The sequence below is a fragment of the Terrimonas ginsenosidimutans genome (genome assembly GCF_022012415.1).
In the GTDB taxonomy this organism is placed as follows: domain Bacteria; phylum Bacteroidota; class Bacteroidia; order Chitinophagales; family Chitinophagaceae; genus Terrimonas_A; species Terrimonas_A ginsenosidimutans.
In genome coordinates, this window is the sequence record NZ_JAKLTR010000008.1 from 183,636 (window position 1) to 204,977 (window position 21,342).

Sequence of the window (21,342 nt, forward strand, 5' to 3'; positions counted from 1 at the left end):
GCAAATATACCTTCCGCCCCCGACTTCGTCAGGGGGAGGAAGGCAAAATCTAACAGTTTCATGGAACTTTCCCCTCTTACAGCAATTTCCGCCATTGATGGCCGCTATCGTAAACAGGTCCAACACCTCGACGACTATTTTTCCGAGTTCGCGCTGATGAAATACCGCGTGATCATTGAAGTGGAATACCTGCTTTTCCTGGAAAAAAAGAAATTTGTAAAGCTTACCAATAAGAGTATCAAGCATCTCCAGAAAGTAATGACAGATTTCGGACCGGAAGACGCACAGGAGATCAAGCAGATTGAATATACCACCAATCACGACGTAAAAGCTGTGGAGTACTTTCTCAAAACTGAACTAGAGAAAAGCGGAGGAAAAGCTGCTAAAGAATGGATCCATTTTGGCCTTACTTCACAAGACATCAATAATACAGCCGTACCTCTTTCTTGGAAACACAGTATTGAATACGAGTACTTACCCGCGCTGCTCAATCTTAATACACAGCTTAAATTGCTGGCTAAAGAATGGAAGAACATTCCAATGCTGGCTCATACTCACGGACAGCCAGCAAGCCCAACCAAACTCGGAAAGGAGATCATGGTGTTTACGGAAAGGATTCAAAACCAGGTCGAGCAATTTATCGCCATTCCCTTCATGGGTAAATTTGGTGGCGCTACCGGAAATTTTAATGCGCATCATCTTGCTTATCCTAAAACAGACTGGATCAAATTCGGCAATGAATTCCTCCAGCACCTCGGTTTGAGCCGTCAGCAATTCACTACACAGATCGAACACTACGACAATCTTGCGGCTCATTTTGATTGCATGAAAAGGATCAACAACATATTCGTTGATCTTTGCCGGGATGTGTGGTCATACATTTCGATGGAGTACTTCAAACAAAAAACAAAGGAAGGTGAGGTTGGTTCTTCCGCGATGCCCCATAAAGTAAACCCGATCGATTTCGAGAATGCTGAGGGCAATCTTGGTTTAGCCAATGCCGTGCTGGAACATCTTTCAGCAAAACTCCCGGTATCAAGATTACAAAGGGATCTGACTGACTCAACGGTGTTGCGCAATATCGGCGTGCCATTCGCCCATACAATCATTGCGTTTAAGTCAATTGAAAAAGGGCTTGGTAAGCTGATCATTAATACCGATAAAATACACGCATCACTGGATAATAACTGGGCTGTCGTGGCTGAAGCGATACAGACTGTTTTGCGCAGGGAAAATTATCCCCAGCCATACGAGGCACTAAAAGAATTGACCCGTGGAAAACAAGCAATCGACAAAAACACAATTCACGAATTTATTGACACATTAAAGATTGATACTGAATTAAAAAAACAACTTAAAAAGATCAGCCCGCATAATTATACCGGTGTTAGCCCAAACTATTAGGAGGCTGAGATCCTTTGCATAGTTCTTGTCACGAGATGGTAAATACGCGCGATGAAAAAGCTATGCCTGATATTGTTCTCGATCTCTCTATTAGCTTCCTGCAAAAAAAACGATGATGCCAAATCGCAGCAGCGATTGCTGGTGACGGGTCTTTACAAAGGAACATTTAGCAGATCTGGTCTTGATACGGCAGACATATCCCTTAGTATTGTCGGGAATCGTTTCGAAGGGCAGGGCAGCCACCAGAACTATCCCGCTATTTGCAGCGGAAGTTTCAGCGAAAATCAAAGTTCAATCACTTTCCAGGACTCCTGCGCTTGGCCGGCAAATTTCGACTGGTCACTTATCCTGAATGGGCGATATGAATTCTCGGTGGATAGTAAAAACGTAAGAATCTGGAGAATCAACGGTAGCTCTACTGACGAGTATGTGCTGTCGCGTTTAACACGATAAATACTTTGGCAGTTATAAAAAGAAAGGAGCTCAATGAGCTCCTTTCTTTTTATAACTGCCAAAGTATTAAGGATTGTCTTTCACCCGGGTAAATTTACCGAATTTGCCATCGATATACCCGTCAGAATTCACCAGATCTTTCCAGGTACCCTCTGTCAATGTCCCTTCTTTTTCATTGAAAGTAAGGGTAGCGCTCTGGGTAACTTCGTTGCTGGTACGGTTAATCGTTTTATATGTTGCTTTAACGGTTGTTCCGGTCAGCGTCCATGTTCCCTGCTGATAGTAAGTTTTCCCATCGGAACCAAGTCCTTCAGTAGTGATGGTGCCATCAGGTTCGATAGCAAGCACATAACGCAAAGGCGCAAGGTTTGGCAGCTGAGTAACAGTATATGTACCGATGTATAAGCCGGGAAGTTGATACACTTTTGGTTCTTCTACCGGTGGTGGCGGTTCCTCGTCTTCTTTTGTACAAGATGAAAAACTGATTGCACTAACAGCCAAGAGCATTGCCAGAAACTTTGATTTCATATAGGATTCTTTATGTGTTTAAAAAGACCGCAGATTTACTCGGCTCGTTTTATTCCCTGGAATTTCCCATCAAGGTGTCCATCAGGGTTCTTCACATCAGTCCAGGTTGCATTTATAAATGCTCCTGCCGAATAAGTCATTTTTGCAGATTGGGTAACTTCAGACCAGTATCTATTAATTGTGGTATAAGTAGCGGTAAATGTCACTCCTTTCAATTTCCAGGTACCTTTGTGACGATAAAGTCTTCCGTCTCCACCCATTCCCTCTGTCAGCAGTTCGCCGCCGGGCTTGATAAAAAAAGTGTATTGCAGCGGAGGTAGGTCCGGAAGTTGATCTACAGTGTAGGTGCCGGTCCAGGTGCCATGAAGGTCTTCCGGAGAAAGTGCTGAATGATCCTTTTTACATGCAAAGCGATTGAGTGACAAGGATAAAAGCACAGAGATCAAAATTGCTTTCATTTGGTGGTTCTAATGGTGGATGCCAAGATATAAAAAAAAAAATGATTCCCGCCAATTCAGTACTTTATCAACCTGAACCGGCAAACTTTTCTGTCATTTTCTTCATATTCGATCTCCGGCTTAAAGCCGCATTTTACCAGTACTTTCTGCGAAGGAATATTTGCCAGGTCCGTAATAGCCGTGATCGAATTATATCCAAGCTTTTCAAAAACATAGGCCACTCCCGCCGCGGCCACTTCTGTGGCATAGCCCTTCCCCCAGTAGGATTTTAATAAGGCATATCCCAGGTGCTGATCGGTCGTGTTGGTGAGTGGCATGATGGAAAAAGTTCCGATCACCTGGCCGGTTTCCTTTTCAACAAGAGCAACACGCCAGTTGCGGGGAACATCATCATACCAACCAATAATCTGATCCAGGAAGATCCGGCATTCTTCATACGTCTTTACCGGGCGGATATAACGCATGACCTCTTCGTCTCCGTTCAACCGGTAAAAAACGTCAAGGTCGTCCATGGTGAAGAAACGGGTATAAAGCCTGTCAGACTGGAACAGCATCAGACGTTTTCTTTATGGATCTCCGATGTGAAATGAAATTCTATATCAGGGTTGTTGGCACGTTCTGTATTGAGGAACCATTCGCTTTGCCCAAGGTATACCATATGACCATCCTTATCTTCTGCGATATTAGCCTGTTTAAAGCGGCCAAAATCTTCCAGTTTTTTCGGGTCGTTGCTGGTAAGCCAGCAGGCTTTGAAGAACGGCAGGGAGTTGAACACGACTGACGCTCCATATTCGTGCAGTAAGCGGTATTGTATCACCTCAAACTGAAGTTCTCCCACGCAACCGATTATCTTTTTATTTCCCCCGAATTGAGTGAACAGCTGGGCAACACCTTCGTCTGTGAGCTGCATCAATCCTTTCTCCAGTTGTTTTGTTTTCATCGGATCCTTATTTACGACCTCCTTGAAGATCTCAGGAGAGAAGGACGGAATACCGGTGAAGTAAAAATCTTCTCCCTCGGTGAGCGTATCGCCGATCTTAAAGTTTCCGGTATCGAACAAGCCCACTACGTCGCCCGCATAAGCATCTTCTATAATGCTTTTATCACGCGCCATAAAGCTGTATGGATTGCTGAAGCGAACATCTTTGTCAAGGCGTACGTGGTGGAAATATTTATTGCGTTCGAATCTTCCTGAACAAACGCGAAAGAACGCGATCCGGTCGCGGTGCTTAGGATCGAGATTTGCATGGATCTTGAATACGAAACCACTCAGCTTATCTTCTTCCACATCCACTTTGCGGGCGGTCGTTTCGCGGCTGCGTGGTGTGGGAGCAATACCGATGAACGTATCGAGCATTTCTTTCACACCAAAGTTATTGATCGCACTACCGAAGAATACCGGTGCGATCTTTCCGGCAAGATATTCTTCTATCTGAAGCTGACCGTGCACCGTTTCTACCAGTTCCACATCTTCGCGGAGCTGTGCGGCATCTGTATCTCCCAGCAACTGATTCAGCACAGGATCGTTCACGTCTGAGATCGCCAGTGAATCTTCTTCATTTGCTTTTGTGTTTGCGGAGAACAAAAGCAGGTTTTTATCGTGCAGGTTATATACGCCTTTGAAGTCTTTACCGCTGTTGATCGGCCAGGACATCGGGTGAAGGGAGATCTTCAGTTCTTTTTCGATCTCTTCCAGCAGGTCGAACCTGTTCTTACCGTCACGGTCCATTTTATTAATGAACACGATCACGGGCGTGTCCCGCATCCGGCAGACTTCCATCAGGCGGCGGGTCTGGTCTTCCACCCCATTCACGCTGTCCACCACCAGGATGACACTGTCCACCGCCGTCAGGGTGCGATAGGTGTCTTCTGCGAAATCCTTGTGACCGGGGGTATCCAACAGATTGATCAATATGCCGTTATATTCAAAGCTCATTACAGATGTTGCTACCGAGATACCTCTCTGGCGTTCAATCTCCATAAAGTCGCTCGTTGCATGCTTCTTGATCTTATTGCTTTTCACGGCACCTGCCACCTGGATCGCACCACCAAACAGTAGGAATTTCTCCGTAAGGGTGGTTTTCCCGGCATCCGGGTGACTGATAATGGCAAAAGTGCGTCTGCGCTCGATTTCTTTGTGATACTTGCTCATAAGGGCGGCAAATGTACAGAAAAACGTTGACCGTTCTCCGTTCACGGCTGACGGAATACACCGCCGGTTAACGGTGAACGGAGAACGGTCAACGTTTTTCTGTACATTTGAAACATGATCAGGCGAACTATCGAAGTGATTCTCAGCAGTTGCAAAATGGCGGCGCAGGAGCTTTGGAAAAACAAGCTCCGCACCTTCCTCTCGCTATTTGGTATTACGATAGGCATTTTCTGTATTATCGGGGTGCTGGCCACGGTAAACAGCCTGGAACAGAATATTAAAAATGAGGTGAATTCACTGGGCAGTAATACGATCTATGTGGATAAATGGCTGTACACCACTGATGACGATGATTATCCCTGGTGGAAGTATGTGAACAGGCCTTATCCCAAATTTGAAGAGGTAAAACATATACAGGAAAGAACTCCCAGTGCGAAATACACGGTTTTCAGGATCGCCACGATCGACAACGTGGATTATAAAGGAAGTTCACTTTCCAATGTAAACCTGTATGGTGTTACAGAAGATTTTGAGAACATACAGGCGCTGGAGGTTCCGACAGGACGATATATTTCTCCGGCCGAATTCGACCGCGGGGCTAACGTTGTTGTACTCGGCGACAAGATAGCGACGGAGCTGTTTGGCTCACCGGAGCTGTCGCTTGAAAAAGAAGTGGTGATTCGTGGTAAGAAGCTGCAGGTGATAGGCGTGATCAAAAAGCAGGGCTCGCAGATGATCGGTGGCTGGGATTTTGACCAGAGTGTGGTCATGCCTTACAGATTCTCCAAAACTATCATGCGGGAAGATCGCTCAGACCCGGTGATCATGGTCCAGGGCAAAGAGAACCTCAGCAGCAAGGTGCTGAAAGATGATCTTGCCGGCACCATGCGTGCATTACACAAACTGAGCCCGACGAAGGAAGATGACTTCGCGCTGAACGATATCAACGATCTTACCGAATCCATCAGTTCAGCTTTTGTAAGCCTGAATATTGGCGGCTGGTCGATCGCCGCCCTATCATTGATCGTAGGAATGTTTGGCGTAGCCAATATCATGTTCGTATCCGTAAGGGAGCGGACAAGCCAGATCGGTCTGAAAAAAGCGATCGGGGCAAAGAGTTATATCATTCTGACTGAGTTCCTGATCGAATCTGCGTTTCTCTGTATCATCGGCGGGCTGATCGGGCTGGCGCTCGTATTCCTGCTTACGCAGATCCTCACCGCTTCGCTGGATTTCCCGGTATATATCTCAACCGGCAATATGATCCTGGCCATTGTGATCTGCGTCATCGTTGGTATACTCGCGGGGTTCATACCTGCTTCCCAGGCAGCAAGAATGGATCCTGTAGTGGCGATCCGGAGCAAGTAGGCTTCACAACATTCCGGATTGGCGTGGCACTATCGCAATGCATGCAATGGATACGCAGGAGAGCGCTAAATACCTCTTTGCGTACCTGGCGATTCCTTTGCGTCCTCTGCGATACTTCCCCAACAGCGGCGATGGCATAATCCTCCCTCTTTGCTACCTTTGCGCCATGTCTGTAACCATTCTTGCAATTGAATCAAGTTGTGATGAAACCTCTGCCGCCATATGCACAGATGGAAAGATCCTGTCAAACTATATCGCCAATCAATCTGTTCATGAAAAATACGGCGGGGTGGTACCGGAGCTGGCAAGCCGTGCGCATATGCAGAATATCGTACCGGTAGTAAAAGCGGCAATTGATACAGCTGGTTGTTCACTTGACCAGGTTGATGCGATTGCATTTACGCAATCACCGGGACTGATCGGCTCATTGCTTGTAGGTTCGCAATTTGCAAAGTCATTATCCCTTGCGCTGAATAAACCATTGATCGCCGTGCATCACATGCAGGCACATGTGATCGCTAATCTGATCGAAGAGAAAAAACCGTCCTTCCCATTTATTTGCCTGACAGTCAGCGGAGGTCATACTCAGATAGTGGTTTGCGAATCTCCCACACAGTTACGCGTGATAGGTGAAACGATCGATGATGCAGCCGGTGAAGCATTTGATAAATCCGCCAAACTGCTCGGACTACCCTATCCCGGCGGTCCACTGATAGACAAGCATGCAAAAGAAGGAAACCCTGACCGTTTTCAGTTTCCTGAACCTAAAATACCCGGGCTGAATTTCAGCTTCAGCGGATTGAAAACCTCGATTCTTTATTTCCTGCAAAATGCCGGAACAAGTCTTGTATACAAAGAAGAGTTCAAAGCATCTGAACAGGAGCGATATGATTTCATACAGAATAATCTCAACGATATCTGCGCGTCCATTCAGCAACGCATCATCACGATCCTGCTGAATAAGGTAAAGAAAGCAGCCGAAGAAACAGGGATTACAGATCTCTGCCTTGCCGGAGGTGTTTCAGCCAACAGCGGATTGCGGAAAGCTTTTGAAGAAATGGGGCGAAAGAAAGGATGGAATACATTTATTCCCGCATTTCAGTATTGTACGGATAATGCTGCCATGATCGCCATCACCGCGTATTACAAATACCAGGAAAGACAATTCGCCGACCTTTCTACTGAAGCTTCTGCGAGGGCAGAGTGGTAAACCTATTTTAAATACGATTACCTGATTTCATCTTAATGGCAAACAGCTATTTCCGTTTCAAACAATTCACTGTCCACCAGGAACTGGCTGCGATGAAAGTCACAACGGATAGTTGCCTGTTCGGCGCATGGACTGCCGCACAACTAGACAGCCAATCTCCGGTAACTTCAATACTGGATATCGGAACGGGCACAGGGTTACTCAGCCTGATGCTGGCTCAAAAATACAGTGCACATATAGACGCAATAGAGATCGACGGCGATGCAGCAACACAGGCAGAGAAAAATTTTGCACAATCACCCTGGAGTGATCGATTACAGATGATCCATCAGGACGTTCACCAGTTCACGCCTTCCCATTCTTATGATGTTATAATAAGCAATCCCCCATTTTATGAAAATGATCTGACGGGAACTGATTCAAAGAAAAATATAGCCCATCATGACTCGGGCTTACTGTTGGACGATCTCATAAAGATCATCACGAACAAACTTACACCAGGAAACGGAAGTTTTTTTCTGCTGATGCCGGAGAAGCGGCTTTCAGAAACACTATCAACGATCCGTCAGCATCAGCTGCAAACGTATAAGATCTGCAGGGTGAGGCAATCGGTTGGCCATGGTTTTTTCCGCGTGTTAATATACGGAGGCAACCAGGGCAACGAAACAAGCCCCTTCAACGAAGAATTATCGATCAGGAACAGCCACAACGAATACACTGATGAATTTGTAGCACTTCTAAAAGATTATTACCTGTATTTATAGCTGCATTAAATGCCGCTGGCATAGTCATCGAGGTAATCATACAGCGGTGTCAGCTGACCGCCATTCGTCATGGTTGCACGTTCGATGATCGGCGAACCACCTCTTACCAGGTCTTCCAGTACAAACTTGATCAGTTGCTCTCCGAAATAACGTGATGCGTCTCTCGGCAGTTCGTTTGGCAGATTCCCTACAGCCATTACATCTATGGAGCCGGCGAGATAGGGTTCTGTTTTTTGCAGGGATCTTCTGTCTACGCCATACACAGGATCCTCGATCGTCTGATCGCCGAGATTGATCGGTACAGATCCATCCGCATCATCAGTAATATCAGCAATGGACTGGATGATAAAATCATCCGCGCTTACAGCTGTTTTTTCAAACAAACGGGGCACGTCTTTATCCCAGTAGATCCCATTCATCAGGATATCCGTTTGCGCCGCGTAAGGAAGAAAGCGGCAGTCGTATTCGTTGGGATGATCATGAAAGTCTTCGCGGTTATATGTACCGGTAAGTTTATGACGATAAAGATCATGCCCTTTCAGCTGTGTGTATACGGGATAAGAAAAACGTCTTCGGAGATAATCATCAGGTTCTACCTCATGAATGCCCATCAGGTTCATGATCTCCAGGATGCCATGCGCCACGCGTCCGCTACCGGTTACAGCGATCTTGACATTAGGAAGCCGGAGGCCGAAGTAGTGATGTATGAGTTCGCGAAAACTTCGTTCTTTATATACGCGATCGAGTTTATACAATCCGGTGCGGTTGCCGTAAGCCATCATGCCGTTATGCGCACCGACCACCCCTGCGAAAAAGCCAAACCCGATGATCCGTTGTCCGTCCTCATGTTCAAGACATTCGTAATCTATCAGCCGGATGCCTTTGTCAAGAATCGCTTTGAGGAGTTTTTGATTATGTGGCTGCTTTTTCTTGGTATGGGAAAAGAAGAGATAGGTTTTGCCATCTACAAGCTGACTGACAGGCACTTCTTTGATTCCGAGCAGTACGTCGCAGCAGGTTATGTCTTCCATCACCTCCACTCCTGCTGCGGTGTATTCACGGTCTGTGAAACAGCGGCTGGGGGAAGATTGCGCCACTATTTTTACATCCGGCAAATGCTTGTGGATCCACTTGCATTGAGAAGGGATCAGCGCTACGCGATTATCAGCTGGCGTTTTTCCTTCGCGGATCAGTCCGATTCTAATCATAGTCGTTAAATTTGCAATCGTAGAAAGCCGTGTAAAGTTAACTGAAATGCGGTTGTACCTTATTTAAGAAATCAGTGATTTTAGTAAATGGCATTCCTCATATGCTATACTGATAAACACTATCGATCGGGACAAAACAAGGAGGTTTGATATGCTGAAAGCGTTGTGGAGATTGATCCGGAAGGTGTTGCTACCGAAGAAAAGTTGCTGTCGCGACTGATCTTTCAAAAAATATTTGTCTCACATTGGATTCAAATGGCGGGAAACACGTAATATTGCAGCCCCAATCTGAGGCCCAGGTGGCGGAATTGGTAGACGCAGCAGACTCAAAATCTGCCGCCGCAAGGTGTGCTGGTTCGATTCCAGTCCTGGGCACTAAAAGGCCTTTAAGTCAATGACTTAAAGGCCTTTTGCTTTGTGTAAAGAATTTACTGCTGGTCCCGGTCCGTCATTAATCCCAGTGGATCAGTTTGAATAACGGCGGATAATATACTCTGGTATCGAAAAAGTCCGTTAGCATTATAAGCCTTATTCAAATGCACACGGAAAAATCAGTTGGCGATATATCGTCCAACGGCTGGCGGACAACGGTAGGCGGACGGCTTCTGCAAAGCCGATGCGTAGTCGCAGACATACGCATAACCCTTGATTGTTGTTGAGTTCGTTATTGGTGGGGAGGAAATTACGGGTAACCGGTACTCCTCAAGACAGCCCTGGTGCGTGTCTCACGCACCAGGACAACCATCCGAAATTCCCGGTGCCTGGAACACGCGCTATCCCCCTTAGGTCACGGAATTTCAAGAGATCTTGATGGCGTAGGAGTATCGCAAAGAGCGCAAAGTAGCCGCCAAGAGCGCAATGAAATACTTAGCGCTCTTGGCGGCTACTTTGCGCTCTTTGCGATACTCCTACGATGATACTTTGTTAACCTGAAGTCGATGGAACACGCACCGGATCAGGAAATGGCGATTCCCTATTTCACCTTCTCCACTTTCAACACAACACTCGTTCTCCCACTGTTCACCAGCGGATTAAATCCAATCTCCATCAGGAACTGTCCCGAATACACTTTCTGAGAATCGATCAGAGAATTCACTCCCGGATAAAGAGAGATCTCACTCAACCGGTAGGTTGATGCGGCTTCAAGACCTTTTAACTTCACCGGATAACTGCTGCCCTGCCCATAACGGCTATTCACCAGGTAGTTGAACATTACCGCAGACGACCTGTCTTTCGACACATAAGACAAAGATGCTACGGCACTTTCACGCGGGCTCGCTAAACGATATAAGTCGCCTTTCCACACGATCTGCTTGAACGACTGGTAATCCTTTATCGCATTCTGACAATACAACAGATCTTTTTCATTCAAATGACTTACGACTATATCAAAACCAAGCTTTCCCATCATGGCTACATCTGTCCTGTATTTGATAGGTTGTTTTCCCCAATCCGTAACATGATTTGCACCGGCCACGGCCGGATAGAAATACGAATATTCCCATTGTATAAAGATCCTCTCAAGCGGATCGGTATTATCACTGGGCCAGTATTCCGTAAAATATTGCAGCGCCGCATAATCAACACGGCCGCCACCACCGGAACACAACATCATCGGCACCGTCGGATACTTAGCGCGGATCTTCTTCAATACCGTGTATAAACCACGCATATATTCGATAAAGAAATGTGACTGATTTTTCAGATATGCAGAATGTGCATTAAAGATGACCGCGTTGCAATCCCATTTGATATAAGCCAGGTCTGGATTCTTCGTGAACAGGTTATCGATCACACCAAACACAAAGTCCTGGACCTGTGGATTGGCCAGATCAAGCACCAGCTGATTCCTGAAGTAGTGTTCTGCCCGCGCGGGCTGTTTTACCACCCAGTCCGGATGTTTTTCATACAGCTCGCTTTTGGGGTTTACCATTTCAGGCTCCACCCAGATCCCGAACTTAACACCATTGTTCCCCGCTTCTTTTACAAGCGTGCTAATGCCGTTTGGCAGCTTGGTTTTATTTTCCTGCCAATCACCCAAACCAGCCGTATCACCGTTACGCGGGTATTTATTCGCAAACCAACCGTCATCCAGCAGAAAAAGATCAACGCCAAGTTTTTTCGTATCCTTCAGCAACTCCTTCAACTTAGATTCATTGAAGTCGAAGTAAGTCGCCTCCCAGTTATTCAGCAGTGTTAACCGGTCACCTTGCCCATCGAGTAGTTTGTAACTCCTTGCCCAGTCGTGCAGCTGCCTGCTTGCGTAGCCCTTCCCCTGGTGTGACAACACATACAGAAACGCGGGAGTCACAAACTCTTCCGCCGGTTTAAGCGTGTAAGGAGAAGCATAATTATTGATCCCGGAAATGATCCGGAGATTATTTTGAAAATCAAGTTCGAGGTCTGTTCTGAAATTACCGCTGTATTCCAGCGCCCCATACAGCACCGTGCCCTCATCTTCGCTGGCCGGCTTCCCCAGTGACACCATGAACACGGAAGGCTGGAACAGATTCGCTCTTGTACCCAGCTTTGTGTCAAGCGTCTTTATCCCGTGAGTGAGCTTTGATTCCTCCGGCTGCATTTCCTTTGCCCAGTCTCCATGATACTGATTCAACCAGAATCCATCCGCTTTAAGATAAAGATTTGCGGAAGCAAATTTATTCAGCACAACATTCCCCTTCTCGTTATGTTTGATCACTGACCATTGCTCTATCACATCCTGCGCTGCAAACACTTTGTAATAAAGGGACACCTCAAAATTATAAACCGGGTCTTTTAACAACACCCTGTATTGTGTAACACCGGGAGAGATCTGCTGCTGATCATGACTGGTATATCGCAGATCGAGAGAATTGTTACCATCGGCATGCGTAACGGAAACTGCTGGCTCCATCAACCCCCTGGAACCACTGCTGCTATAAGCCGCGTTCAGTACCTGCGTATAATCCCCATCACCCAGCTGCTTATATGCCTGGGGGATCAGGTCATACTCATTCCGGTTAGCCAGTTTTTTGCCATAGTAGATGATAGAAACATCTTTTTTCTGATCAATCTTCAACACCAGCGCGTTGCTGGCAGTTTCCATCGGAATAACCTGATCCTGTGCAAACGTATACACGTTCATTCCAGCACATACAACCAGCAAAGCCCAGCGATGCAGATCCAGCAATATCCTCTTTACCTTTTTTGTTTTTACCATAAAAACGGATTCTGTATGAACAATAAAACTTAAGATCACTTTAATGAAGGATCATATTTATTCAAAACGGTTATACCCGGCCACTGATCCGTTCTGAACGGAGCCGCCGGCAAACCCTCACTATTAAATAAGTTCGCATTCCCATTATCATCTGCCCATGCATATCTCACTGCAACGGGCTGAACAACGGATGAGGAATAAACCTTCACCCTTCCCCCGGGAACGATCAATGCTTCTGCGGGATAAAATCTCTGATCAGCTCCCGCGATTTCAAACCCCTGCAATTGACCGGATCCTTTAACAACAAGCCCTTTCGCTATCGCAGAAAAACTCAGCACGATACTGCTGTCATTCTTCTTCATTGCGGTGTATACGGGACCGGAAGACTGAACCTGTTTTTTATAGGTATTTCTCAATGCGAGCAACGCGAGCCTGTAACCAACATCCTGCTTATTCCGGGGATGGATATCTGCCGCATCGCCAAGATCAACGGTTACCGCCATTCCTGTTCCCCGCAAGCGAAGAGGCGCCGCCTGCGATTCTCTTAGTTCTGCCCATGTACTGCCGCTGTTACTATTTCCATTTGCCGCATTGAAGCTGGTCAGCTGTACAAAGTAGAATGGCATAGCAGGATTACTGAAACGTATCCTCCAGTCACGGATCAACAACTGCATCGCCTTGCGGTATTCATACGCAGTTGAAGTATTTGCTTCACCCTGGTACCAGATCACTCCCTTTATCTGCAGCCGCTCTATCGGATGGATCATTCCATTATACAGCAGCGACGGGTAATCATTGGGCCCGATACCGTTGGAGCTATGCAATACATCCTGGATACGATACCGCCACGCACCTGACAACGGAAATCTTTTGCCATTTGAGGATAAGAACAGCTGGTTGCTGTCGCCATAAATCCCGCCGCCATTTCCACCATCTTCCACCCTGACCGCGATCACATTTCTACCGGGCTTAAGCAGGCCATTCCGTACAGTATATACCCGGTCAGTGTTCCAGCCATTCATTCCGCCAATGCGTTCGCCATTCAGATACGTATCATCACGATCATCGATCATTCCGAGATGAATGGCTGCAGTGCCGGCCAGGTCTTCCGGGCTAAGATCAATTGCTGTTCTGAACCAGACAATTCCGTCAAGACGCGACAATCCCGGTTGCGATTCCCATAATCCAGGAAGCAGCATTTTTTTCCATCTGATATCGTCATAGCTGCTTTCTTTCCAACGGGCACTATCAGAAAGATCGGGCAGATCTTTTTGAAGTGATTCAACATAAGACTGCTCCCTGCTGCGACGCTGACCGATCAGCGCATCCATGGATAGTTCAGGAGCGTGTTGCATCACGGTAGAGTAGTAAGGATCGTTTTCAAATCCATCACGACTGATCCAGGTTTCTACAGGTGTTCCACCCCAGGTAGAATTGATCAGTCCAACAGGTACATTCAGTTCTTTATGCAATGCACGACCAAAAAAATACCCTACGGCAGAGAAAAGGGGGATGCTGGAGGGGGAACAAGTCTTCCATTCCCCTTTCAGATCACCTTCCGGCAGAGCGGATACATTTTTCTCTACGGTAAAAAGACGGATGCGTGGATAGTTTGCGGATGCGATCTCCGCCTCTGCATTATTGACACTGCTCCATCCTTTCACCGGGAACTCCATATTCGACTGACCAGAGCACACCCAGATATCTCCCATCAGTATGCCTTTGAACAGAAGTGTCTTGTTTGCGCTCACAGAAAGATCATAAGGGCCGCCGGCTTTTTCCGGAGAAAGTACAATGGTCCATTCACCCATGGCATCAGCCCTGACAGTTCTGCGCTGCTGATGAAAAACAGCCGTTACATTTTCACCGGGTATTGCTTTACCCCAAAGCCGGATCGGCGCATCCCGCTGCAGCACCATGCTATCACCGAAGACAGAAGGCATTTGCAACTGTGATTGCGCAGGCAGCATGATCCAGCTAAAAATTATTACCAGAAACGATCTCGGCATCTTTCATTTTTTATCATTCATATAAATCACGTTCAACTCATAGATAGAAGGCGGCGCGGTCGCTTTTAACACGCGCAGCCGGAGATTGCCGGTCTTATAAGCAACAGGAAAATGTATCACCTTACAATCTCCTATCGGATCCTCGCCCAGATAAACAGTGATCCATTTTTTATCCAGCATAACATCGATCGCATAGCGTTTGATCCTGGGCGTCCGGTATTGCGAAAAACCATCGGCATCATTTGCCACATCCTGGTATTCAAAAATGCTGATCTTATTGAAGGGCTTTGCTGCATCCAGGCCGATGACTACCTCCGCTACTGTATCTGTGGAAGCCCATCGGGATTGCATATTCCCATCATTGATAGCGGTAGCAGCATATACACCTTTAGAGTCCGGATAGACACTACTGGCAGAAGCATTCCGACCTGTTGATAAAAATGAACCGTTCACTGGTAAAGGCTTTCCTTCCCGGATACCCAGTCGCTTACCCAGCGCAATCACTGCGTTGGCCTCATATTCCCTGATACGGCCTGTATTATCAGGCGGAACATTCAACACCAGCGTATTCTTGTTCGCGGTTGCGTGGTAAAACAGTTCCTGCAATTCATCCAGGTCCCGAACAGGCAGCTCAGCAGTCTTCTGAAACCAGTTCCATCTTTTACTGAGGCAAATAGTATGTTCAAACGGAAGATAGTATGACCCACCTTTATGCAGGTATTGCTTTTTATCTGAAAGATTGGCAAGCTGTGGATCCCAGAGACGGAAATCAGAAGGAAAGTACTGGAAATAAAACCTGTCATTCTCCGTCATATCGCCGGCGGGTGTATAGTTGCGCTTCCCTTCTTCACTGACGATGGTGTGATTAACGCTTACTGCACAATCAGGATAATACTTTTTTGCGAGCCGGTAGATCTCTTCAATTCCCCACTCCTCCGGTTTCTTATCCCAGCCACCATCAAGCCAGAGCTCGCAGATGGGGCCATAACCCGTGAACAATTCGGTCAGCTGATCCAGCATATACTTTTGATAAGCTTTGCGATCTTTGTATACAGGCTCATGCCGGTCCCAAAGGGAGTAATAAACGGCGAACTGAACGCCGTATTTGCGGCACGCGTCCGCAACGGCTTTCACGATATCCGTTTTAACGGGCGACGATGCAACGTCATAGTTTGTGAACCTGCTATCCCATAAGCAAAATCCATCATGATGTTTTACGGTGAGCAATACATAACGGAATCCGGCCTGTTTCGCAACCCTTACCCATTGATCAGGATCCAGGTCTGAAGGATGATATTTCTCCACCGGGATCGTTCCGTCAGACCATTCGATATCAGCGAAAGTATTTATCCCAAAATGAATGAACATACCATAGCCCCTGTTCTGCATGGCCTTTTGCGTAGCATTCGGAGTACGTGCGGGCGTGATCACCTGTGCGTTGAGGTCCGGCAGGAGCAGTATACAAACAAATGACACTAAAAGAAATTCTCTGATCACTTTCACTGTATTTCTGTTTTACGTTTCATTGATCTGTAACCCAATTCAGCACCTCCGGATACAGGCATTACAGATCCCGTGATAAAACTTGCTTTATCAGATGCAAGGAATACGCATGCATCACCGATCACATCTCCCTGGGGGCAATACCCGAGTGGGTGGATCTGGTCGAGATAAGAAGCCATCGCCTGGGGATCGTCCAGGCTGGCAGCCCATTTACGCAACATATCTGTCCACACACCTGCAGGCGCAACCGCATTTACGCGAACACCATACGGTGCATAGTCAAGCGCCATTGATCTTGTAAGGGCATTCACCGCGCCTTTCGTGGCGGCATAGGCCGCATGATCTTCCTGCCCGATCTCTCCCACAAGGCTACTCGTGTTGATAATACATCCTTTTGTCTTCTTCAGTGATCCGATCGCAAACCGTGTTGTAAGCAGAATACTTTTTACATTCACATCAAAAAGCAGATCCCATTCGTGATCAGCCGTATCATGTAAAGTTTTGGCAGGATGAGCGATGCCTGCATTATTATGCACCACATTTATCTTTCCATAGCGAAGGATAGTCTTTTCAATCGCCCATTGGACAGTAGCGGCATTCGTGACGTCACAGAACATACAATCATCCATCCTGATCCGCAATGCAGATGCTGCCTGATGTAAAGACTCTTCATCATTCGCAGCGATCACCACCCTCGCACCTTCCTCTAAATACTTCCTGGCGCATTCCAGGCCAATGCCCATAGAACCGCCGGTCAGGAATATCACTTTATCTTTCAACAGATCTCCCATGCTTTTAATTTTACCTGAACGAATAAAACAACCAAACCATTACGATCACCAGGATCATTGTTAAAAAGCGGTAATCGCCCAATCCCCGACGCGCCTTCATCCTCAGAGGTTCCAATGGATGCTTCCAGAAGAAGTCGCGGCTTTCTTTTGTATGCGCAACAGGGAATAGAAAAGAGAATATCACCTGCATAAAAACACAGACACAAAACAGGTAAAAAGCCATCATCATGAATGGAATTCCTGCTATAGGGTTGTCGGGCATCAGTTTATTAAGGACAAAAACAATGGCTCCTAAGGCTGAGCCAAGCCAGAGCGTAAGCCGGGCAGACTTTGCGGAAGCCTTTCCCCAGAATATTCCAAGCAGGAATACGCAGGTGATCGGCGGCGCGATATGCGCGATGATATCATTCAATCCATTGAAAATGCTTTCATACCGGTTCAGCAACGGCAGCAGCAGCAAAGAGAAGACCAGTGCGATCACCGCGGCAACCTTACCGGCCTTTACCAGTTGTGCATCGTTCACCTCCGGCTTGTATCTTTTGTAAACATCATAGCTGATCATTGTCGAAATGGAATTCAGCGCACCGGAGATCTGGCTCATCAAACCGGATAAAAGCGCCGCAACCAATACCCCCACCAGGCCGGTAGGAAGCAGTTGCGTGATCATTACCGTATAGATGCCCTTTGACTGAACAATTTCTTTACCCGCGGCATCAACGGTCTTTAAGCTCCCCAGATCAAGTGATCCGGTTTTAAACAACACAAAAGCCAGCAGACCCGGTAATACGAAAATAAATACGGGAAGGACCTTTATAAACCCGCAAAATAATGCTCCACCTCTTGCATGATCTATATCCTTTGCTCCCAGTACGCGTTGCACGATCGTCTGATCTGCACACCAGTACCAGATGCCTAGAACAGGATAACCCAGGAAAACAGCATACCAGGGCATTCCGCTTTCGTCTCCGGAAGGACGAAGCATTGATAGTTTGCTTAATTCATTTTCTTCTGTCAGCACATTGATCATTGGTTGCCATCCACCCACTTTCTGAAATGCCGCCCAACTGATGATCAGCGCACCTGCAACCAGTACTACGGTCTGAATAGATTCGGTAACTACGACTGCTTTCAATCCGCCAACGATCGTGTAGACAGCTGTAATGATAGAGATGACTATCACGCCGGTATACATATCTATACCAAACAGTGTTTTTAGCACTATACCACCAGCCAGCATCGAGAATGCAATATGGATCACGACGGCAGAAATGAGTGAGATAACGGTAAGCCAGTCGCGACAGGCCCTGTCGTACCTTTTCTCCAAAAAATCAGGCAGGGTTGCTACGCCCGATTTGATATAAAAGGGAACAAAGAATAATGCAAGAAGGATGAGCGTGAAGGCTGCCATCCATTCGAAATTTCCATTCAGCAAGCCTGAGTCAAAACCGCTTTGGGCGAGGCTTACGAGATGAACGGTGGATATGTTTGTAGCAAACAGGGCAAGTCCGATCGCAGGCCATTTCAACGATTTTCCGGCAAGGAAATATCCGTTGGCAGCATTTGCCCGGGTTTTACGTCGATGCCTAATGCCTGACCATAATCCTATGATAAAGATCAGTACAATATACACGGCGGCAATAACAATATCTCCAGCTGCGATCATCTCAATAATTGGATTGAGGGGTTGGCAATAGATGATGACCGGTCATCTTTTTATCAACCGCAATAATTTTGTTTCGTGAGGCAATACCGTTCCTTTCCATTTATTCTTTTTGGCAGCGGTCTTATGCGTCCAGATGTCCCTGACGCTGTACTCCCCTTCAATACCCAGCTGCCGGAATTCCAGCTCCCGCTGCTGTTCTTTTCCTGATTTATTCAATATCGCCACGGCAAGATCCCCGTTCTTCAAAGGCTTCAGGAACACTTCCCAGGTGTCTGTGTTCTCTATCCTGCCGGCCTGAACACCCAATCTATCCTGGTTGATCGCAATAGCTTCTTTGTTCAATAAGATCTCCCGGGTTGGAGTGTTCATCCTTGTCAGGTCATTCGTAGCGATCAACGGAGCAGCCATTACGCACCATAAGCTCATCTGGCTTTTGTATTCAGTATCTGTACAGCCGGTCCCACCGAGATCAGCGGAAGGTCCTTTTGCCCCGTACAGACCGATCACCAGCATATCGGGATCATTCCATTTTCCGGGAGCGGCATATTTGTCCAGGCTTCCATTCACTTTCACTATATCCATGATCCCTTCGCCGCTCTGCCCGGGCAGGGCCTTCCATTTGTCACGGATATCACCTGTGGTTCTCCAGAGATTTCCGCCCACAGCAGCGGCCCATTTCCAGGGATGCCGCCCACCCCATTCGCATATACCGAATACGATATCGCGTCCGGACGCGGAAAGCGCGTTCGCCATTCTCTGGTAACGGCTTTTAGCAGTAGCGGAATCTTCGGGCGCGTTACAGTAATCATATTTCAGGTAGTCGATCCCCCAGGCGGCAAACACTTTTGCATCCTGTTCCTCAAAATTCAAACTGGCGGTGTAGCCTGCACAGGTAAGCAATGCAGCATCGGAATAAATCCCTAAACGAAGCCCCTTTGCATGAACATAGTCCGCCAGCGCTTTTATACCTGAAGGAAATTTTACCGGATCAGCTATAATATTGTTCTTGTTATCCCGTCCTCCCTGCCATCCGTCATCAATGATCAGGTAATTGTATCCTGCCTCTTTCATTCCCGTCGAATCCATTGCATCAGCCATCCTTTTTATCAATGCTTCATTGATATTTTCTCCATAAAGATTCCATGTCATCCATCCCATAGGAGGTGACAGACTGAACAATGCGCGGTCATTGATCTGTGAAAACGAGTAACCGCTCAATAAGAACAGTAATAAGAATACAGATAATCTCATCAATATTGCATTTGTCATTAATTCTTCAGATCACAACTGCTTCCCGGCTCCTGCGGGGTATGATACACCCCGTCACTCACGTTAACAGGGAAAACAAAATGATCTTTTAAGTGAGGAATATGCTCCAGCAACAGGGCTTCATGTCCAAGTGAAATGTGATTAAATAACACCAGGTGCTGATGAAGCTGTCCCATATCACCTACATGGGGCACAACAGGCACATTATACTTTTTACACAACAGGCTTACCGTGATAAATTCACTTACTCCTCCTACCCTTACAGCATCCACCTGCATAAAACCCGCGGAGCCAGTTTGAAGATAGTTTTTGAATATGATCCGGTTTGGTACGTGCTCTCCTAACGCCAGCCTGAACGGGGCAATATGATCTGCCAGCACTTTGTGAGCGAGCACATCATCCGGGTGTGTAGGTTCTTCTATCCAGTATGGATCCATCTTTTTCAATTCGTCACAAATACTGATCGCCTGCGGAAGAGTCCATTGCTGGTTTGCATCGAGCATAACACGTGCGGCGTCACCGGCAGCTTCACGAACAATATGTGCGCGGGTGATATCTCTTTGCGGATCTGTTGAGCCTACTTTCAACTTCATAGCGGTAAAACCATTGGCAACAGCTTTCGCCACATTCTGCTTCACCTGTTCATCAGTATAATTGAACCAGCCGATAGATGTATCATAACCGGGATAGCCTTTCTCAAGAATAACATGACGCGCCAGCTTGCCGGCAGACTGGGTGTTGATCAGTTCGAGGGCTTGTTCTGCGGTAAGTTCATCTTCGAGATAAGACAGGTCAAGGAGGCGAACGATTGCTTCCGCATCGAGGCTGTTCAGTAGCGACCAAAGCGGCACTCCTCTTTTCTTCGCCCATAGATCAAAGCAGGCATTGGTGACGGAAGCGAGACCAAGATGCACCACGCCTTTGTGTGGGCCAAGCCAGCGAAACTGCTGTTCATTTGAAAACTGGCTGAACAGTTTTCCGAAATCATGCATCACATCTTCAATATCCTTCCCTTTCAGCTGCTCTGCATAAAAAGCAGCAGCTTTACATACCAGATCATTTCCTTCTCCCAGCGTGAATGCCAGACCTGTACCAGTTACTCCACTATCGTCATGCAAATAAGTCACGGCATACGAGTAAACAGGATCACGATGTATAGCGTCACTACCAGCATTCTTTGCGAGTGCATATCTTCTATCTGCTACAGAAATTCTATTGATCATAGTTGGATTTATTTTGTACACTCTTCCGATGCTGTTCAAGAATTATAAACAAGCGCCGGATCTCAAATCCGGAACACTGCTAACTGAAATCTTCCGTTATCTGCATTCCGTATCAACAACGTTAAACTATTAAACCATTA

At 46.8% G+C, this 21,342-nt stretch carries 17 protein-coding genes and 1 tRNA gene; 6 read left to right on the plus strand and 12 right to left on the minus strand.

The window, feature by feature from the left end:
• The first annotated feature begins 60 nt into the window (after nt 1-60).
• Entirely contained in the window at nt 61-1,404 is a 1,344-nt protein-coding gene (gene purB / locus LZZ85_RS13990; protein ID WP_237872808.1) for an adenylosuccinate lyase, read from the plus strand.
• 51 nt (nt 1,405-1,455) lie between these two features.
• Nucleotides 1,456-1,857, plus strand: a complete 402-nt coding sequence (locus LZZ85_RS13995) for a hypothetical protein (protein ID WP_237872810.1) — start codon at nt 1,456-1,458, stop codon at nt 1,855-1,857.
• 66 nt (nt 1,858-1,923) lie between these two features.
• Here the strand turns inward: LZZ85_RS13995 and LZZ85_RS14000 are convergent, their stop codons facing one another.
• The 4 genes from LZZ85_RS14000 to LZZ85_RS14015 are packed head-to-tail and all read right to left on the minus strand — an operon-like array spanning nt 1,924 to nt 4,995.
• Nucleotides 1,924-2,385, minus strand: a complete 462-nt coding sequence (locus LZZ85_RS14000) for a hypothetical protein (protein ID WP_237872813.1) — start codon at nt 2,383-2,385, stop codon at nt 1,924-1,926.
• A 35-nt stretch (nt 2,386-2,420) separates the two neighbouring features.
• Nucleotides 2,421-2,843, minus strand: coding sequence for a hypothetical protein (locus LZZ85_RS14005; protein ID WP_237872816.1), 423 nt, complete (start codon nt 2,841-2,843; stop codon nt 2,421-2,423).
• Nucleotides 2,844-2,899: 56 nt separating this feature from the next.
• On the minus strand, nt 2,900-3,397 hold the full coding sequence (locus LZZ85_RS14010) for a GNAT family N-acetyltransferase (RefSeq protein ID WP_237872818.1): 498 nt from the start codon (nt 3,395-3,397) through the stop codon (nt 2,900-2,902).
• Nucleotides 3,397-4,995, minus strand: a complete 1,599-nt coding sequence (locus LZZ85_RS14015) for a peptide chain release factor 3 (protein WP_237872820.1) — start codon at nt 4,993-4,995, stop codon at nt 3,397-3,399. The genes LZZ85_RS14010 and LZZ85_RS14015 overlap by 1 nt, the downstream gene beginning before the upstream one ends.
• A 114-nt stretch (nt 4,996-5,109) precedes the next feature.
• On the opposite strand from LZZ85_RS14015, the gene LZZ85_RS14020 reads away from it, so the two are divergent.
• The 3 genes from LZZ85_RS14020 (at nt 5,110) to LZZ85_RS14030 (ending at nt 8,337) form a co-directional block, all read left to right on the plus strand.
• Nucleotides 5,110-6,363, plus strand: coding sequence for an ABC transporter permease (locus tag LZZ85_RS14020; protein WP_237872827.1), 1,254 nt, complete (start codon nt 5,110-5,112; stop codon nt 6,361-6,363).
• 166 nt (nt 6,364-6,529) lie between these two features.
• Nucleotides 6,530-7,573, plus strand: coding sequence for a tRNA (adenosine(37)-N6)-threonylcarbamoyltransferase complex transferase subunit TsaD (tsaD, locus tag LZZ85_RS14025; RefSeq protein ID WP_237872835.1), 1,044 nt, complete (start codon nt 6,530-6,532; stop codon nt 7,571-7,573).
• A 35-nt stretch (nt 7,574-7,608) separates the two neighbouring features.
• A complete protein-coding gene (locus LZZ85_RS14030; RefSeq protein WP_237872843.1) occupies nt 7,609-8,337 on the plus strand; it encodes a tRNA1(Val) (adenine(37)-N6)-methyltransferase in 729 nt (242 codons plus the stop codon).
• A gap of 5 nt (nt 8,338-8,342) precedes the next feature.
• Here the strand turns inward: LZZ85_RS14030 and LZZ85_RS14035 are convergent, their stop codons facing one another.
• Nucleotides 8,343-9,545 carry an NAD(P)-dependent oxidoreductase gene (locus tag LZZ85_RS14035; RefSeq protein ID WP_237872845.1) on the minus strand — a complete coding sequence of 401 codons (1,203 nt, stop codon included), beginning with the start codon at nt 9,543-9,545 and terminating at the stop codon, nt 8,343-8,345.
• Nucleotides 9,546-9,838: 293 nt separating this feature from the next.
• Here LZZ85_RS14035 and LZZ85_RS14040 point away from each other — a divergent pair.
• Nucleotides 9,839-9,920 (plus strand) — tRNA-Leu (locus tag LZZ85_RS14040).
• Between the two features lie 598 nt (nt 9,921-10,518).
• Here the strand turns inward: LZZ85_RS14040 and LZZ85_RS14045 are convergent.
• From LZZ85_RS14045 to LZZ85_RS14075, 7 genes are read right to left on the minus strand one after another with little or no spacing between them, the layout of a single operon-like run.
• Nucleotides 10,519-12,744, minus strand: coding sequence for an alpha-galactosidase (locus LZZ85_RS14045; protein WP_237872847.1), 2,226 nt, complete (start codon nt 12,742-12,744; stop codon nt 10,519-10,521).
• Between the two features lie 35 nt (nt 12,745-12,779).
• Complete coding sequence (locus LZZ85_RS14050) at nt 12,780-14,753, minus strand: sialate O-acetylesterase (protein ID WP_237872859.1); 1,974 nt, start codon at nt 14,751-14,753, stop codon at nt 12,780-12,782.
• A gap of 3 nt (nt 14,754-14,756) precedes the next feature.
• A complete protein-coding gene (locus tag LZZ85_RS14055; protein ID WP_237872867.1) occupies nt 14,757-16,256 on the minus strand; it encodes an alpha-L-fucosidase in 1,500 nt (499 codons plus the stop codon).
• Entirely contained in the window at nt 16,253-17,047 is a 795-nt protein-coding gene (locus tag LZZ85_RS14060; RefSeq protein ID WP_237872872.1) for an SDR family NAD(P)-dependent oxidoreductase, read from the minus strand. Before LZZ85_RS14060 ends, LZZ85_RS14055 begins: the two co-directional genes overlap by 4 nt.
• Nucleotides 17,048-17,057: 10 nt before the next feature.
• On the minus strand, nt 17,058-18,710 hold the full coding sequence (locus LZZ85_RS14065; RefSeq protein ID WP_237872875.1) for a sodium:solute symporter: 1,653 nt from the start codon (nt 18,708-18,710) through the stop codon (nt 17,058-17,060).
• Nucleotides 18,711-18,752: 42 nt separating this feature from the next.
• Nucleotides 18,753-19,961 carry a glycoside hydrolase family 27 protein gene (locus tag LZZ85_RS14070; protein ID WP_237872882.1) on the minus strand — a complete coding sequence of 403 codons (1,209 nt, stop codon included), beginning with the start codon at nt 19,959-19,961 and terminating at the stop codon, nt 18,753-18,755.
• A 17-nt stretch (nt 19,962-19,978) separates the two neighbouring features.
• Nucleotides 19,979-21,202, minus strand: a complete 1,224-nt coding sequence (locus tag LZZ85_RS14075) for an enolase C-terminal domain-like protein (RefSeq protein WP_237872891.1) — start codon at nt 21,200-21,202, stop codon at nt 19,979-19,981.
• Nucleotides 21,203-21,342: the final 140 nt, after the last annotated feature.